At 67.5% G+C, this 13,138-nt stretch carries 19 protein-coding genes; 10 read left to right on the forward strand and 9 right to left on the reverse strand.

Annotated features, from left to right (window positions below; all coding sequences use genetic code 11):
- The first annotated feature begins 214 nt into the window (after positions 1 to 214).
- Entirely contained in the window at positions 215 to 1,093 is an 879-nt protein-coding gene (locus RZE79_RS13475; RefSeq protein WP_319360816.1) for a hypothetical protein, read from the forward strand.
- Between the two features lie 6 nt (positions 1,094 to 1,099).
- Here RZE79_RS13475 and RZE79_RS13480 read toward each other — a convergent pair whose 3' ends face one another.
- Positions 1,100 to 1,495, reverse strand: coding sequence for a hypothetical protein (locus RZE79_RS13480; protein ID WP_319360817.1), 396 nt, complete (start codon positions 1,493 to 1,495; stop codon positions 1,100 to 1,102).
- A gap of 139 nt (positions 1,496 to 1,634) precedes the next feature.
- Here RZE79_RS13480 and RZE79_RS13485 point away from each other — a divergent pair, with 139 nt between their 5' ends.
- Complete coding sequence (locus RZE79_RS13485) at positions 1,635 to 2,228, forward strand: recombinase family protein (protein WP_319360818.1); 594 nt, start codon at positions 1,635 to 1,637, stop codon at positions 2,226 to 2,228.
- Positions 2,229 to 2,371: 143 nt separating this feature from the next.
- Here RZE79_RS13485 and RZE79_RS13490 read toward each other — a convergent pair whose 3' ends face one another.
- From RZE79_RS13490 to RZE79_RS13510, 5 genes are all read right to left on the reverse strand, one after another.
- The gene (locus RZE79_RS13490) at positions 2,372 to 2,593 is read right to left on the reverse strand and encodes a hypothetical protein (RefSeq protein WP_319360819.1); all 222 of its coding nucleotides are present in this window, start codon (positions 2,591 to 2,593) and stop codon (positions 2,372 to 2,374) included.
- A gap of 29 nt (positions 2,594 to 2,622) precedes the next feature.
- The gene (locus RZE79_RS13495; RefSeq protein ID WP_319360820.1) at positions 2,623 to 2,898 is read right to left on the reverse strand and encodes a hypothetical protein; all 276 of its coding nucleotides are present in this window, start codon (positions 2,896 to 2,898) and stop codon (positions 2,623 to 2,625) included.
- Positions 2,899 to 3,028: 130 nt separating this feature from the next.
- Complete coding sequence (locus RZE79_RS13500) at positions 3,029 to 3,562, reverse strand: nucleoside 2-deoxyribosyltransferase (RefSeq protein ID WP_319360821.1); 534 nt, start codon at positions 3,560 to 3,562, stop codon at positions 3,029 to 3,031.
- Between the two features lie 58 nt (positions 3,563 to 3,620).
- Positions 3,621 to 4,058, reverse strand: coding sequence for a hypothetical protein (locus RZE79_RS13505; RefSeq protein ID WP_153284548.1), 438 nt, complete (start codon positions 4,056 to 4,058; stop codon positions 3,621 to 3,623).
- A 138-nt stretch (positions 4,059 to 4,196) separates the two neighbouring features.
- Positions 4,197 to 4,403: a hypothetical protein gene (locus RZE79_RS13510; protein WP_153284547.1), complete on the reverse strand. Its 207-nt coding sequence runs from the start codon at positions 4,401 to 4,403 to the stop codon at positions 4,197 to 4,199.
- A gap of 90 nt (positions 4,404 to 4,493) precedes the next feature.
- Between RZE79_RS13510 and RZE79_RS13515 the strand changes: the two genes are divergently transcribed.
- The 8 genes from RZE79_RS13515 to RZE79_RS13550 all read left to right on the forward strand — a co-directional run bounded on the left by RZE79_RS13515 (position 4,494) and on the right by RZE79_RS13550 (position 10,645).
- Positions 4,494 to 5,714 carry a helix-turn-helix domain-containing protein gene (locus RZE79_RS13515; RefSeq protein WP_319360822.1) on the forward strand — a complete coding sequence of 407 codons (1,221 nt, stop codon included), beginning with the start codon at positions 4,494 to 4,496 and terminating at the stop codon, positions 5,712 to 5,714.
- A gap of 46 nt (positions 5,715 to 5,760) precedes the next feature.
- The gene (locus RZE79_RS13520) at positions 5,761 to 6,462 is read left to right on the forward strand and encodes a hypothetical protein (RefSeq protein ID WP_319360823.1); all 702 of its coding nucleotides are present in this window, start codon (positions 5,761 to 5,763) and stop codon (positions 6,460 to 6,462) included.
- A gap of 34 nt (positions 6,463 to 6,496) precedes the next feature.
- Complete coding sequence (locus RZE79_RS13525) at positions 6,497 to 7,255, forward strand: thioredoxin family protein (RefSeq protein ID WP_319360824.1); 759 nt, start codon at positions 6,497 to 6,499, stop codon at positions 7,253 to 7,255.
- A 38-nt stretch (positions 7,256 to 7,293) separates the two neighbouring features.
- Positions 7,294 to 7,863 (forward strand): hypothetical protein, encoded by a 570-nt coding sequence (locus RZE79_RS13530; protein ID WP_319360825.1) that lies wholly within the window; start codon positions 7,294 to 7,296, stop codon positions 7,861 to 7,863.
- A gap of 104 nt (positions 7,864 to 7,967) precedes the next feature.
- Complete coding sequence (locus tag RZE79_RS13535; RefSeq protein ID WP_319360826.1) at positions 7,968 to 9,038, forward strand: putative FMN-dependent luciferase-like monooxygenase; 1,071 nt, start codon at positions 7,968 to 7,970, stop codon at positions 9,036 to 9,038.
- 11 nt (positions 9,039 to 9,049) lie between these two features.
- A complete protein-coding gene (locus RZE79_RS13540; RefSeq protein WP_319360827.1) occupies positions 9,050 to 9,673 on the forward strand; it encodes a CMD domain protein in 624 nt (207 codons plus the stop codon).
- A gap of 8 nt (positions 9,674 to 9,681) precedes the next feature.
- Positions 9,682 to 10,293: an alkylhydroperoxidase domain protein gene (locus RZE79_RS13545; RefSeq protein WP_319360828.1), complete on the forward strand. Its 612-nt coding sequence runs from the start codon at positions 9,682 to 9,684 to the stop codon at positions 10,291 to 10,293.
- A gap of 94 nt (positions 10,294 to 10,387) precedes the next feature.
- Positions 10,388 to 10,645 (forward strand): hypothetical protein, encoded by a 258-nt coding sequence (locus RZE79_RS13550; RefSeq protein WP_319360829.1) that lies wholly within the window; start codon positions 10,388 to 10,390, stop codon positions 10,643 to 10,645.
- A 13-nt stretch (positions 10,646 to 10,658) separates the two neighbouring features.
- Here RZE79_RS13550 and RZE79_RS13555 read toward each other — a convergent pair whose 3' ends face one another.
- The 3 genes from RZE79_RS13555 to RZE79_RS13565 form a co-directional block, all read right to left on the reverse strand.
- On the reverse strand, positions 10,659 to 11,381 hold the full coding sequence (locus RZE79_RS13555; protein WP_319360830.1) for an AP2 domain-containing protein: 723 nt from the start codon (positions 11,379 to 11,381) through the stop codon (positions 10,659 to 10,661).
- 77 nt (positions 11,382 to 11,458) lie between these two features.
- Positions 11,459 to 12,169, reverse strand: a complete 711-nt coding sequence (locus RZE79_RS13560; protein ID WP_319360831.1) for a Crp/Fnr family transcriptional regulator — start codon at positions 12,167 to 12,169, stop codon at positions 11,459 to 11,461.
- Positions 12,170 to 12,327: 158 nt separating this feature from the next.
- Positions 12,328 to 12,981 (reverse strand): hypothetical protein, encoded by a 654-nt coding sequence (locus RZE79_RS13565; protein WP_319360832.1) that lies wholly within the window; start codon positions 12,979 to 12,981, stop codon positions 12,328 to 12,330.
- Positions 12,982 to 13,138 lie beyond the last annotated feature (157 nt).

Consider the following 13,138-nt stretch of genomic DNA (forward strand, 5'->3'; position numbering starts at 1 on the left):
GAAGAGGCCGCAGGGCCGAGGTACGAGGACCAAGGCCGCGCGCAGCGCGGCCTTAATTTATTAAAAGAACACATTACGACCGGCACATGCAAACAGCAGGCGGTCGAGGTGCAAACGGTAGGTTGAGAGTCAGGCCCGAAGGGCCAAAAGAAAGTCCCGGCGTAGCTGGCAGGCCACCCGGGACAGATACCGCAACTAGTTCAAGGACTGCGATATGGGACAGATGGTAAAGCACAACGGCTATTGGTGCGAGAAGGTCGCCAGCGGCTGGAAAGTTCGTGTGAGCGAGTTCGCCAGCGGACAGCGCGAGACGTTGATCACTCGGCGGTTTGAATATCACGTGGGCACCGAGTTTTTCGAGGACGGCAGTGCGCTTGTCGAAGAGATCGATCAGAGCGGGACATTGCTCCAGGCTGAACGGGATGCGCAACGTGCTGAGGTGCTGGCATGGAAGGCTGGCCAGCGCGCAAAGCGTAACTGTCGCGGCAAGATTAAAGAGGCTGGTTTTGATGAGCTTCTGACGATCACGTACCGCCAGAATCAATGCGATCTTGCTCTGTGCCGCACGCACTTTGCCGCATGGCTTCGCAAGATGAGAAAGGCGCTGCCGGGCTTTCGTGGGGTGTGGGCTTTCGAGCGGCAGAAACGCGGTGCGTGGCACGTCCACGTGTGCTGTGACCGGCTCCCGGTCCTCATGCATTTCCGTGGCGCTCGCGTCAAAAGCTGGAAGGTCGGCACGGCTCTGTGGCGCGACGTGGTGGGTCCGAATAACGGGCTCTGTTTCGTTGGCGGGAAGGATGGCCGATTCAACCGTTACCGTAGCTGCGCGAAGATGGCGGGCTACGTCTCGAAGTACCTCACGAAGCACCACGAAGATGGCGTCAAGGATGCGCGCATGTGGGACAGCACGCGTGGGCTCACGCCGAAGAAGCCGCGGGTTTTTGAATTCCCGGAATGTCCATTGGGTGATGTGATCGTCGCCGCTTGGGAGCTGCCTGAGGGCCACGTGGTGGCAAATCACATTTGCACGAGGGAAAACAGCATGTGGCTGCTGTACAGCGAGCCGGCTCCCTGCGTAAGGGGAGGGGTCTAGCAGTGCTCAACAGCCGATTCGAAAGCGTTGGTCTCTTGCCTTCTTCCGTTCTTCTGCGATCCATCCTTGGCTGCTCGCTGACTGAGGCTGGCGCGCCATGCTGTCTAGCTCGCGCACGCGGTCGTCGAGCACTTTGCATTGGGGTGACCCGGCGCCGATCATTGTCACATTCGCTTGCTGTCTTGGTGCTTGCTGCAGCTGGAGGCCCTGTTGGGCTTGCTGAACCTGTTGATCCCAGGGAACGTCAGCGACTGGCACGATCCTCTCGATGAACGCGTTGTGCTGGTTGCAGTGGGCTTGCGCCCAAAAGGTCGAGCCGTTGTATGCCTTGCAAAGATAGATCGTTGCTGCGTGGCACTGGGTCGCGGCGACAAGGGCAATGGCGAGCATCGGCTTCTTCATGTTGCTAAATGTACTAGGCTGCAAAAACGAGAGCACCGGGCGGGTTGGGGAGTGGTGCCGATGGGCCTAGGCGCATGGGGATTGGGCGTTTCTAACCGGAGGGAGGTCGCGCCTGTGATCCCGCCTCGTAAGGCGATTTATGACGATGTACGGATATGCGCGTGTGTCTACGCGAGAACAAGAAAACGATCTGCAGCTTGACGCGTTGAACAGGGCTAAGTGCGATGTAATCCTGCAGGAAAAGGCTAGTGGCGCGTCGCAAAAGGGCCGTCCTGAGCTGGCGCGCTGCTTGTCGCTGTTGTCTCGTGGGGATGTGTTGGTGGTCTACAAGATAGACCGCATCGCTCGCAGTCTCTTTGACCTACTCGACATATTGCGGCGCCTGGAGAGAGTCGGGGCCACGATCAAGAGCGTGACTGAGCCGCTTGATACGACGAGCAGCATGGGGCTCTTTGTCGTACAGATGCTGGGCGCTGTAGCGCAGCTGGAGAGGTCGATGATTCGGGAGCGATCGATTGCTGGGCAGATCGCGGCACGGGAGCGGGGCAGGGAGCCGGGGCGCGTGCGGAGTTTGGAGTCCGAAGCTGAGGCTCGTGTGGTTGCCGAATATCGGGCGGGTGGGGTGACCTACCGCGAGTTAGCCAAACGCAACGGTGTTTCCGAGTCGGTCGTGAAGCGTGCTGTTTACCGCGTTACGAAGGGAGCGGATCACCTCAAGCGTGGCAAGGTGTAGGGGCGTAAACATCCGGTTCCGCCAGGATTGGCTTCCTGATCACTTTGCAGTGATCAAACAGCCCTTAAGAGCCCCGCCAGTCGGGGCTTTTTTGCGTCTGCTCGCAACGCACGACAGCCCGCCGATAAGGCGAAGCGATGTCTTCAGGTGTGTTGTGGTCCCGGTGCGAGCAGCGCCGCGATCGGCGCTGCGCCCGCATGCAGTTCGCACGGATCGCAAGGCACCGAAATCTGCCGTCCATCGAAGCGCACCCGCACATGCGGATAGGTGGTTCCGGTGATGGTGCCGGGCCGGCCTTCGCAGATGACGCGATCGCCGCGACGGAACGACCGGCCGAACCGAAGCCTGATTTTTTCAAAGCTCATTTCAGAGTCTCCTGGAGTGCATCCGATGCTCAGCGCGAAGTGTCGGATTCGATCGGAGGCCGGACCAGCGTCGCGGCCGTGTCTTGAAGGATCAACGCGTGGTCCGGGTCGTAGCTGAGGTAGGGGCTGGTCATCAACTGGCCGATCAGCCGGTCGAAGTGGAAGCGGACCTTCGCCGGCTCGGGGTGCGCGGCGTACAGGGCACGCAGCATCGAGACGATGGCGCTGATCTGCGTGGTCAGGACTTCCATGGAACCCAGGCGGCCCGCCGCTTCGAAAACTGCTTGTTGGTCTGAGGGGGGCATCTTGGCCTCCTTTTTGGGGCGTTGGAATGTCCAACGTGAAAAGAGGCTTAAAGGATTACTTTTGAAGACAGTCTCCCCAAAATTGGGGATGTTTGGCCTTCTATTCGTGACTTATGTCACGAATTTCGGCTCACTGCCGCTTGGCGGGGGCAGACCCCCACACCTCGGCCAGCACCCGCAACGCGTCGGTCGCCAGATCCGAACAGCGGACCGAGCAGGCGAGCATGAGGTTCAGCGGCAGCCCGAAATCTTCGATCAGCGTGCCCTCGGGATCGCGCAAGGAGCCGTCCGGATCTCGGCCGACGAGGCCCGCGGTGCCGGCGCGTTGCGCATAGGTGCCCGGCGGGATGCCGTAGGCGGCCACCGGAAGGCCCAGGGCGATGGCCACGCCGACCTCGAACACCGTGCCCGAGTCCGGCTCCAGGCCGCGGAACGGCGCGAGGTTGGCAATGACGCCGTCCGCCGACCGCAGCAGCTTCATGTTCTCTTCGTAGATCCGGCGCGCCGGGTCGGGGCCGGCGTCCTTGCCGTCGAACGGTGGCACGGCCGTCATGCCGAGGGCGTCGCAGGCCAGTGCCAGTGCGGCGAAGTACTGCGCGGCGTCGGGCCGGAACACGTCGGGGCCCGCGAGGTAGACCCGTGGACGCGTGGGGGAGGAGGGCATCTGTCGAGTATGCGACCACCCCCGTCAAGACCCACGGGAAGGGCGGCGGCCCGGTGGGTTACTTCTTCATCGCCTTGACTTCGGCCATGCCCTTGCTTTCGTCGGCCTTGGCCTGCTTCACGCACGTCGACTTGGCTTCGCCCTTCTGGTCGTCGCATTTTTCCTTGGCGACGCTGTAGGCCACTTCGACCTTGGCTTCGGCCACCTTGCGGGCATTGCCGTCGCTGGGCTTCATCTTCTGGTCGAGTTCGGCCTTGGCGATTTTTTCCTTGCCCTTGGCTTCCTCCACGCAGACGTCCTTGGCGTTGTCCTTCATGGCATCGCACGCGGCGCGGTCGGCCTTGTAGTCGGCCGAGATCTTGTCGCGGGCTGCCTTGAACTCGGCCACCGCCGGATCGACGGGGGCAGGGGGCGGCGTGTTCACTTGCGCCTGCACAGAGACAGCCGTGACACAGGACACGGCAGCGGCGCACATCCACATGAGCTTTCTTTGCATGGTCATCTCCTTGAAGACGCCGGCGGTTGTCTCGTTGCAACAAGCGCAAGAGAGCCGGCGCCCGAAAGCCATCCTAGGAAGCGATGGCGCCCGGGCGGTAGGACGCCTCGCGAAGCCGCCGTCAGCGCATGCTGACGCTCAGTGGCCTTGCGTTGTAGTGTGCGTGCGCATCTCGCTGTGCAGGGCGCGCTGTCCCGAGGCCAGTGCGAGCTCGTAGCTCTCGACCGGGTCGAAGGCGCAGCGAAGGACAGTGGGATGCGCACCGTCGGTGTCGGTTTCAAGCAGCCGCCAGACAAAGGATCCGGGAGCCGGCTCGTCGATGATGAGTTCGATCGGATGTGTCATGACCCCACCATGTCCGCTCTCACGGCGGCTGTCTGTAGGCGAAGGCCGACCGATGCCGGGCGCACCGGCGGTGTTGTAGCCTGTCGCCCCATGGATTCCCTCATTGCCGCCTCCGCGCGTGCGCTCGCTGCCGGCGACGCGCTGGGTGCCCTCAAGCGCGTGGCCCTGCGCGACGACCCGCCGGCGCTCGCGCTGCGCGGCATCGCGATGGCGCAACTCGGCGAGCATCCGCGTGCACGCGAGTTGCTGCGGCACGCGGCGCGCGGCTTCGGGGCGCATGAAGAGTTGGCGCGCGCGCGTTGCATCGTGGCCGAGGCCGAGGTGGCGCTCGCGATGCGCGACCTGGGCGGTTCGCCGCGCGCGTTGATGGCGGCGGCCATCACGCTGGAGGCGCGCGACGATCTGGCCAATGCGCTGCAGGCGCGGCTCATCGCGGCCCGTCGGTTGCTGCTGCTCGGCCGGCTCGGCGAGGCCGCCGCCGCGCTGTCGCTGCTCGACGGCCACAACCTGCCGCCGTCGCTCGCGGCGGTGGCCGAGCTGGCGGCGGCGGAACTCGCCTTGCGCTCGCTGCGCACCGGCACGGCACGGGCAGCGCTCACCCGCGCGCATGACGCGGCCCTGCGGGCGCGCGTGCCGGCGTTGCTGGCCGAGGTGGCGGAGGCGCGCGCCGCGCTCGAGCGTCCCGCCGCCCGGCGCATCGCCGCAGAGGGCGAACAAGCCCTGCGCCTCGACGAAGTCGAAGCACTGCTCGCGTCCGATGCGCTGGTCGTCGATGCCTGCCGCCGCGGCGTCGGAGGCGGCGACACCTGGCGTTCGCTCGCGCGCCGGCCCGTGCTGTTCTCGCTGGCGCGTGCGCTGGCTGCGGCCTGGCCCGGCGATGTCGACCGCGACGCGCTGATCGCCGACGCCTTCCGCACACGCGACCCCGACGAAACGCACCGCGCGCGGCTGCGCGTCGAGATCGGCCGGCTGCGCGCGCTCGTCAAGCCGATGGCGCGCATCGAGGCGACGCCGCAGGGCTTCATCCTCACGCCGCACGATGCGCGGCCGGTCATCGTGCTGGCGCCGCCCATCGACGGCGACCAGGCCTCGCTGGTGGCGCTGCTGTCGGACGGCGCTGCCTGGTCGACCTCGGCCCTCGCGCTGGCCCTGGGCGCGAGCCAGCGCACCGTGCAGCGCGCGCTGGCCGAACTCGAGGCGCAGCGGCGCGTGCGTGCCATCGGGCAGACGCGGGCGCGCCGCTGGCTGGCTCCGCCGCTGGCGGGATTCACGACGATCTTGTTACTCCCCGCCGCACTGCCGATTGAATAGAGTCGGGCTCATGCGCTGCCCCGTGGCGCACCTACAGGAGCCCCCCATGAGCAGCAGCAACAACAGTCAGAGCAGGAAGGCAGCAGGCAAGGACCGGTTCGAAGGCGCGGTGCAGGCCGCGGAGATCGTGCGCGAATACGGCCCGTTCGAAGGCGTGGAGCGCATCCACGGCGTGACGCACGACGGCCACCAGGTGTGGGCCGCCACCGGCGGGCAGCTGGTCGCCTTCGACCCCGCGAGCGGCGAAGCGACACGCCGCATCGACGTCGCCTGCGACGCCGGCACCGCCTTCGACGGCACCTGCTTCTATCAGATCGTCGAGGCCCGGATCGACAAGATCGATGCCGCCACCGGCAAGGTGCTGGGGTCGATTCCCGCACCCGGCAACGGCTCCGACTCGGGCCTCACCTGGGCCGAAGGCAGCCTCTGGGTGGGCGAGTACCGCGACCGCAAGATCCACCAGATCGACCCGGCGACCGGTGCGATCCGCCGCACCATCGAATCGAACCGCTTCGTCACCGGCGTGACCTGGGTCGACGGCGAACTCTGGCACGGCACCTGGGAAGGCGACCAGAGCGACATCCGTCGCATCGACCCCGCGAATGGCGACGTGATCGCGCGGCTCGAAATGCCCAGCGGCGTCGGCGTGAGCGGCCTGGAATCCGACGGCGCGGGGCTCTTCTATGCCGGCGACGGCCGGGCCAGCAAGGTCCGCGCGGTGCGCCGCCCGAAGGCCGCCACGGCCTGAACGAACGACACGCAAGCCAAGGAGCACACACACCATGAACACCACCGTGAATCACCCCGTCGTGACCCCCGACCGCTGGATGGACGCGCGCAAGGCCTTGCTGGCGCGCGAGAAGGAGCTGACCCAGCTGCGCGACCGCATCGCCGAGGAGCGCCGCTCGCTGCCGTGGACGCGCGTCGAGAAGGCCTACGCCTTCGAGACCCCCACCGGCCGCCGTTCGCTCGCCGACCTGTTCGAGGGCCGCCGCCAGTTGCTGGTGCAGCACTTCATGTTCGGCCCCGACTGGGAGCAGGGCTGCAAGAGCTGCTCGTTCATGGCCGACCATTCCGACGGCATGCGCGTGCACCTCGAACACCGCGACGTCACGCTGCTGGCCGTCTCGCGCGCGCCGCTGGCCCGTATCGAGGCCTTCCGCCGGCGCATGGGCTGGGAGTTCACCTGGGTCTCGTCGCACGACAACGACTTCAACCACGACTTCGGCGTGAGCTTCACGCCCGACGAAATGGCCAGCGGCGCCGTCGCCTACAACTACGTGAAGCAGCCGTTCCCGAGCGAGGAAGCGCCCGGCGTCAGCGTGTTCTACAAGGACGACGCGGGCGACGTGTTCCACACCTACTCGACCTACGGTCGCGGCGTGGAAGTGATGATGGGCACTTACAACATGCTCGACCTCGTGCCCAAGGGCCGCGACGAGCACAACCCGTCCTACGCGATGGACTGGATTCGTCACCACGACCGCTACGAACCCGCGCCCGTTGCGGCGGCCGGTGGTTGCTGCCACGCGAAGTCGTAAAAGCGCGCGACCCGGCGTGTTGTCGATCGGTCCGCACCATGGCAAGCCTCTGGCCCTGGCTGGCGGTGGCGGGAATGGGCGTCTTGCACGGCCTGAACCCCACCACCGGCTGGATGTTCGCCGCCGCGTGGGGGCTGCGCTCGCACGACAAGGCGCAGGCGCTGCGGGCCCTGTGGCCGATCGCGGTCGGGCATGTGGCTTCGGTCGCGCTCGTGGTCGTCGCAGTGGCTCTCGGCCTGTCGATGGACCGGGGCCTGCTGCAGTGGCTCGCCGGTGGGTTGTTCGCGGTGGTCGCGCTCGTTCACCTGTCGGGCCGGCTGCCTGCCGTGGCGCGTGCGCCGGCGGGGCATGCGGGGCTGGCGCTGTGGTCTTTCATGATGTCCACCGCACATGGCGCCGGCCTGATGCTGGTGCCGGTGCTGATTCCGTTGTGCATGGGCGATGCATCGACGGGTGCGATGAATGGCTCGCTGCTGCTGGCGTTTGCGGCTGTTGCGCTGCACACGGCAGCGATGCTCGCCACCACCGGACTGATGGCCGTGGGCGTCGGTGCAGGCGTCGGCTGGTTGCGGCGCCTCGCACGGCGATCACCCGCGGTGCCGCATTGAACACGCGATGCGCGCAAAGCGCATAAGCAAGCGCGAAAACCGGATTTCCGTTCGACCGGCCTGCGGCGCAACACTCGAAGGCTCTCGATCACGCAGGCCTTCGGATGCCCGGTACCTTCACTTCCCCGCGCAAGCGGCTCGGCTTTTTCAGCCGGCTGCTCGACGATGCCCCCGCCGCCGAGCGCTACCGCCTCGTTGCCGCGCAGATCGCCCACGCCGAGGCCTTCGGCTTCGATTCGGCATGGGTGGCGCAGCATCATTTCCATGAACACGAGGGCGGCCTGCCGTCGCCCTTCGTGTTCCTCGCCCACGTGGCCTCGCACACGAGGCGCATCCGCCTGGGCACGGGCATCGTCACGCTGCCGCTGGAGAACGCGGTGCGCACGGCCGAAGACGCGATCGTGCTGGACCTGCTCTCGGGCGGCCGGCTCGAAGTGGGCGTCGGCACGGGCGGCACGCCGGCGTCCTTCGCGGCCTTCGGGCTGGACAGCGAAGACCGCGCGGCGCTGTTCGAGCGACAGCTCGCCACCGTGCGCGACGCCTGGGCCGGCCGGCCGCTGCCCGGCGGCGACACGCTGTACCCGGCGGGCGCACAACTGCTCGGGCGGCTCTGGCAGGCCACGTTCTCGGTGAGCGGCGGCACGCGCGCGGGCACAGCCGGCGACGGGCTGATGCTCTCGCGCACGCAACCGCGCGCTGCGCAGGCGCCCCATGCATCGCTGGCCGATCTGCAGGACCCGATCGTCGACGCCTACCTCGCCGCGCTGCCGCCGGGCCGCCCGCCGCGCATCGTGGGCTCGCGCAGCGTCTTCGTGGCGGACACCCGCAAGGAGGCACTGCGCCTCGCCGAGATCGGGTTGCGCCGCGCGGTGGTGCAAGCCGCCGCCACAGGGCAGGTTGGCCTTGCTGACCGCGTCCGCGCCGACGCGCCACTCGACGAACTGATTGCCGCGTACGACGTGCATGTCGGCGCGCCCGACGACGTCATCGCCTCGCTGCGCGCCGACCGCACGCTCGCGCGCGTGACCGACCTCGTGTGCCAGGTGCATTCGGTCGATCCGCCGCATGCGGCCATCCTGCGTTCCATCGAACTGACCGCCACCATCGTCGCACCCGCCCTGGGCTGGACGCGCGATGCGGGCGTGCCGGACCTTCAATCGCTTGCGCTTCTCTAGGCTGTTTTTCCATGAATGCCGTTGTCTCTTCTTCTCCGATTCTTCAGACCTTCGACGTGATCGACCGACTGGTGGGCATCGCGCCCGGCAGTGCGCTCGACCGGCTGCGCGCGCAGCGCGAGCAGGCGCGCACGCAGGCACAGCAGAGCTATCTCGCGCTGTTCGCGCCGACCGACTCCGTGGCCGGGCACTTCGAGATCACGGACCGTTTCGCCGTCGCGGCCTTTGTCGCCGGCTTGCACAGGCAGCCTGACGTTGCGCGCTTCTATGCCAAAGCCTTGGCGGGGAAGGGCGTGGCGCAGGCCATCGAAACCGAAGTCGCACGCGGCGCCGCGCAAGGGCCGTATGGCCGCTATCCGGAAGGTCCGCTCCGCGTGGAAGACGAAGCCGGCCCGGTCTACGCTGTCGACGACGCGCACCGCGCCGTGTTCGGTGAGCGGCTCTCGGCAGGCCTGGCGCATGCGCACCTGCTCGTCTTGCATCCGCGCGATGCCAGCCCGGCGGCACTGCAGGCGCTGCTCGATGCGGGATGGCGCACCACCGAGATCGTTACGTTGTCGCAGCTGGTGGCGTTCCTCGCGTTCCAGATCCGCGTCGTCATCGGCCTGCGCGCGCTGGTCACCACTTCCGCATGAGCGCCCCCATGAGCACTGAATCGACCCTGAACCATCCCGGCAACACGCACCCGCGCACCTTCACGCAGGCGCAGCTCGAATGGCTGCCCTGGCTCGAGCCGCTGCGCGAGGACGAACTGACCGAACGCCACTACGCAGGCCTCGTCGATGCATCGCGCGCCAGGTCGCCGTACTTCCGATTGCTGGCACGCGACCCCGACATCCTCGGCGCGCGCACGCGCACCGACAAGGACATCTTCTACAACCCCGAAGCGGGCCTGCCGCGCGCCGAACGCGAGCTCTCGGCTGCCGCTGCGTCGCGCTTCAACGGCTGCATCTACTGCGCGTCGGTGCATGCGCGCTTTGCCTCGCATTTCTCGCAGCGCACGGACGATGTGCAGCGGCTGCTCGATGAAGGCGTGCAGGCCGACCTGGGCGCGCGCTGGAATGCGATCGTCGCGGCGTCGGTCGCGCTGTCGGCCACGCCATCGACCTTCGGGCCCGCGCACGTCGAGGCACTGCGCGCGCAGGGGCTGGACGATCTGGCGATTGCCGATGTCGTGCATGGCGCGGCGTTCTTCAACTGGGCCAACCGGTTGATGCTGTCGCTGGGTGAGCCGCAGGAGCTTGCTGCCGCCTAGGCGCGGATCACCGCACGCCGCTTTGTTGCGGCGGCAAGTGACGGGGATCACAGTCGGGCGCGCGGCGTGCCTTCGGGCCGGCACCATGGCCTGCATGCACACCGACGCTCCTGGGTACGCAATCACACACCACGGCCGCGCTTCGGCGCTGGGCTTTGCTTTCGGCAACCCGTTCGTGCGCTGCCGGTGCGGACTGGCCCGCCTGGAGCGCATCCATCGGCGGCCGTGGATGAAGTTGTTTCCGAGCCTGCGCTTCTATCGCTGCAGCCATTGCGGCAAGCCGCAGCTGGCGTCGAAGCGCGCGGTGCGCGACGCGGTCATTGCGCGCAGGAGTGGGCAGTCCGAGCGCTGAGGTCCGCGGCAACTCAGGAGCTCTTGGCGCGCAATTGTTTTTCGCGTTCGGCGATCGCCATTTCGCGCGCCACGTCGTGGCCCAGCGTGCGCACCGAGAACGACTTGCTCACGCTGCCTTGGCCCGCCGTGTAGGTGATCGCCACCCAGTACCCGGGATGGCCCGGGCGTGGTGTCTTGAATTGCACCCCGCTGACACCGCTCGTGTTGTTGCGCCGAACGATCTCCGATTTCGAGCGCTTGCGCGGCAGCGCCGTTTCGTCGCCGGGCGGTGGGCGTTGGCGGATGGCTTCCTCGGCGGGATGCACCCGCGCGAGGCCGACCATGCGCCCGAGCTGGCGCTGCCGTTCGCCGACGGCTTGCGCACGGGCGGCGTGGCCCCAGTCGGTGAGTTCGAATTCGGCGCGCAAGATCTCTTCGTGGCCGAGGTAGGTCTTGGCCAGCCAGGCCACGGGCTTGCCTTGTGCGGAAAGCCGCGGGGAGACGCCGGGCTCGCCCGTCTTGTTGTTGCTGCGCAGGGTCTGCGCGCGTTCCTTGCGTGCGATGGGCGGGTGCTCCTTCACGATGGTGTCGCGCCAGGCCTGTGCGCATCGCAGCGCCTGCTGGGGACCGCCGTAGCTGGCGTGGCCGAAGAGGCGCGCGTAGCGCACGCCGTTTCGCATGAGCGACACCTCGAAGCCCCAGGGGCGCGGCGAGATGCCGTACATGTCGGCGGGGTTCGGAATTCCTTTGGGCATCGTGGCGGCGGTACTTCTTTTCTACGGCGAGTTTGCAGGAAGCCGACGCGCCCCACGGGCGCGATGAACGTGGCGTGTCATGGCATTGGGGGGCTGTCGCCGTCCCAGGCGCACAGCTCGTCGGACAGCGCGCGCGCTTCGGGCGGCAGGCTGCCGAAATCGGTCGAGGCGAAGGTCGGCGGCACGTGCACGCCCTGGTCGTCGCGGCGCACCAGCCCGCGGCTTTCCATGTCGCGCATCGTCTTGTTGACGACCTCGCGCGACAGCCCCGAGTACGACGCGATCACCGCCTGCGTGATGCGCTTGTCGTAGCCGCCGGTGGCCGCGGGCGCCAGTTGCGTGAGCTCGTGCAGCACGCGGCTCACGAGGCTTTCGGAAGAGAGCGACGAGATGCGGCGCAGCTGGCCGCGCACCATGGCGACGCGCTTCATCGCGATCTCCAGCAGGCCCATGGTCACCTCGGGGTACAGCGCGCACAGCCGGCGCACCGCGGCCACGGGCAGGTGGTAGACCGACGAGGGCAGGGCGGCCACGAGCGTCGAGGTGGCCTGGTAGCTGTTCTCGCCCAGCGAGGGGCCGAGGAAGAAATCGCCGCGGCGGATGAAGTCGGTTGTCACGTCGCGGTCGACCGCGCGCAGCAGGCCCGTGGCCACGCAGTAGATGCGGTCGGTGTGCGTGTCGGCCTGCAGCACGATCTCGTTGCGCCGGTACGAATGCAGCGCGCTGCTGCGAATCAGGGCGGCGCGCTCGTCGGGCGGCACGCTGGCGATCAGGGGATGGAGATACATGGCCAGGGCGGTTGCGAGACCGGCGGCGGTTCATGCGCATGCGCGAATCCACGGGCGGCGGTCAAGGCGCAGGACGGTGCGGCGTCCCCGGGGCAGCTCGCCATTGAGCGCCCTTTCGCCGGACCGGGCTGCGACAGGCTGCAGGCAACGACGCCATGTCAGCCGGGCTGGAGTTGCGCGAACAGCGTGTCGATCCGGGCGCGTTCCTCGGCGCCTCGCAGACAGCGCTCGCGCAGCCACAGGGCATCTCCCTGGCGCGCGATGCGCAGGTCGTACACATGCTCGATGTCGTCGACCACGACGTCGCTCGCAGGCCGCGCCCTGACCGTGGGCGCGGGATGCGGCTGTGCGGCCCACAACGCCAGTTCGATCTCGGCCGGGCTCATGGGGCCGCTGTCGCGCAGTGCGATCCAGTCGGCATGCAGCTGCGGCTGGGCGGCGATGCCCTTCACCAGGATCGGCTCGCGACCGAGCGCCGCGAGCAGGTCGTCGAGCTGCGCGTGGCGGGTGCGCAGCAGAAAGCAGTCGTCGCGCAGGCAGCTCAGGTCGGTGTCGCCCGATGGCGGAAAGGCCGCGAAGAGCCGGCGACGGATCTCGCGGCTCACGCCCGCCGCCACCTCGGGGCCGTCGGTGTCGGCCAGTTGCGCGAGGTTGGCGATGAAGACCAGCGCACACACCCGGTCCGCCGGCGGCAGGGGAGAAGAAGGCCGCACCACTTCGGCATCGCGGCGCGGGCCCGGCAGGCAGGACGCCAGCGCCGCGCGCCATCGTGCGCCGAAAGGTTCGATTTCCGTGAAATACAGAGCAGCCATTTCATCCCCAGTAGAGAAAGTTCCGGTTGACGTTCGATTCGAATGAATGCTACGAATCGCGCCCTTCTTTGACATTCGCTTTCGCGGCACGGATGTGTCGTGATTCACATTCAGATGCAATTGCCCGGCAGACGCCTCGGCCGAAGGGGGAAACGGG

The organism is Variovorax sp. EBFNA2 (genome assembly GCF_033802765.1).
Taxonomy (GTDB): domain Bacteria; phylum Pseudomonadota; class Gammaproteobacteria; order Burkholderiales; family Burkholderiaceae_C; genus Variovorax; species Variovorax paradoxus_H.

Bases quoted from the DNA above. Each gene is read 5' to 3' on its own strand.
- RZE79_RS13475 (WP_319360816.1), top strand. From the start codon at position 215: ATGGGACAGATGGTAAAGCACAACGGCTATTGGTGCGAGAAGGTCGCC.
- RZE79_RS13480 (WP_319360817.1), bottom strand. From the start codon at position 1,495: ATGAAGAAGCCGATGCTCGCCATTGCCCTTGTCGCCGCGACCCAGTGC.
- RZE79_RS13485 (WP_319360818.1), top strand. From the start codon at position 1,635: ATGACGATGTACGGATATGCGCGTGTGTCTACGCGAGAACAAGAAAAC.
- RZE79_RS13490 (WP_319360819.1), bottom strand. From the start codon at position 2,593: ATGAGCTTTGAAAAAATCAGGCTTCGGTTCGGCCGGTCGTTCCGTCGC.
- RZE79_RS13495 (WP_319360820.1), bottom strand. From the start codon at position 2,898: ATGCCCCCCTCAGACCAACAAGCAGTTTTCGAAGCGGCGGGCCGCCTG.
- RZE79_RS13500 (WP_319360821.1), bottom strand. From the start codon at position 3,562: ATGCCCTCCTCCCCCACGCGTCCACGGGTCTACCTCGCGGGCCCCGAC.
- RZE79_RS13505 (WP_153284548.1), bottom strand. From the start codon at position 4,058: ATGCAAAGAAAGCTCATGTGGATGTGCGCCGCTGCCGTGTCCTGTGTC.
- RZE79_RS13510 (WP_153284547.1), bottom strand. From the start codon at position 4,403: ATGACACATCCGATCGAACTCATCATCGACGAGCCGGCTCCCGGATCC.
- RZE79_RS13515 (WP_319360822.1), top strand. From the start codon at position 4,494: ATGGATTCCCTCATTGCCGCCTCCGCGCGTGCGCTCGCTGCCGGCGAC.
- RZE79_RS13520 (WP_319360823.1), top strand. From the start codon at position 5,761: ATGAGCAGCAGCAACAACAGTCAGAGCAGGAAGGCAGCAGGCAAGGAC.
- RZE79_RS13525 (WP_319360824.1), top strand. From the start codon at position 6,497: ATGAACACCACCGTGAATCACCCCGTCGTGACCCCCGACCGCTGGATG.
- RZE79_RS13530 (WP_319360825.1), top strand. From the start codon at position 7,294: ATGGCAAGCCTCTGGCCCTGGCTGGCGGTGGCGGGAATGGGCGTCTTG.
- RZE79_RS13535 (WP_319360826.1), top strand. From the start codon at position 7,968: ATGCCCGGTACCTTCACTTCCCCGCGCAAGCGGCTCGGCTTTTTCAGC.
- RZE79_RS13540 (WP_319360827.1), top strand. From the start codon at position 9,050: ATGAATGCCGTTGTCTCTTCTTCTCCGATTCTTCAGACCTTCGACGTG.
- RZE79_RS13545 (WP_319360828.1), top strand. From the start codon at position 9,682: ATGAGCACTGAATCGACCCTGAACCATCCCGGCAACACGCACCCGCGC.
- RZE79_RS13550 (WP_319360829.1), top strand. From the start codon at position 10,388: ATGCACACCGACGCTCCTGGGTACGCAATCACACACCACGGCCGCGCT.
- RZE79_RS13555 (WP_319360830.1), bottom strand. From the start codon at position 11,381: ATGCCCAAAGGAATTCCGAACCCCGCCGACATGTACGGCATCTCGCCG.
- RZE79_RS13560 (WP_319360831.1), bottom strand. From the start codon at position 12,169: ATGTATCTCCATCCCCTGATCGCCAGCGTGCCGCCCGACGAGCGCGCC.
- RZE79_RS13565 (WP_319360832.1), bottom strand. From the start codon at position 12,981: ATGGCTGCTCTGTATTTCACGGAAATCGAACCTTTCGGCGCACGATGG.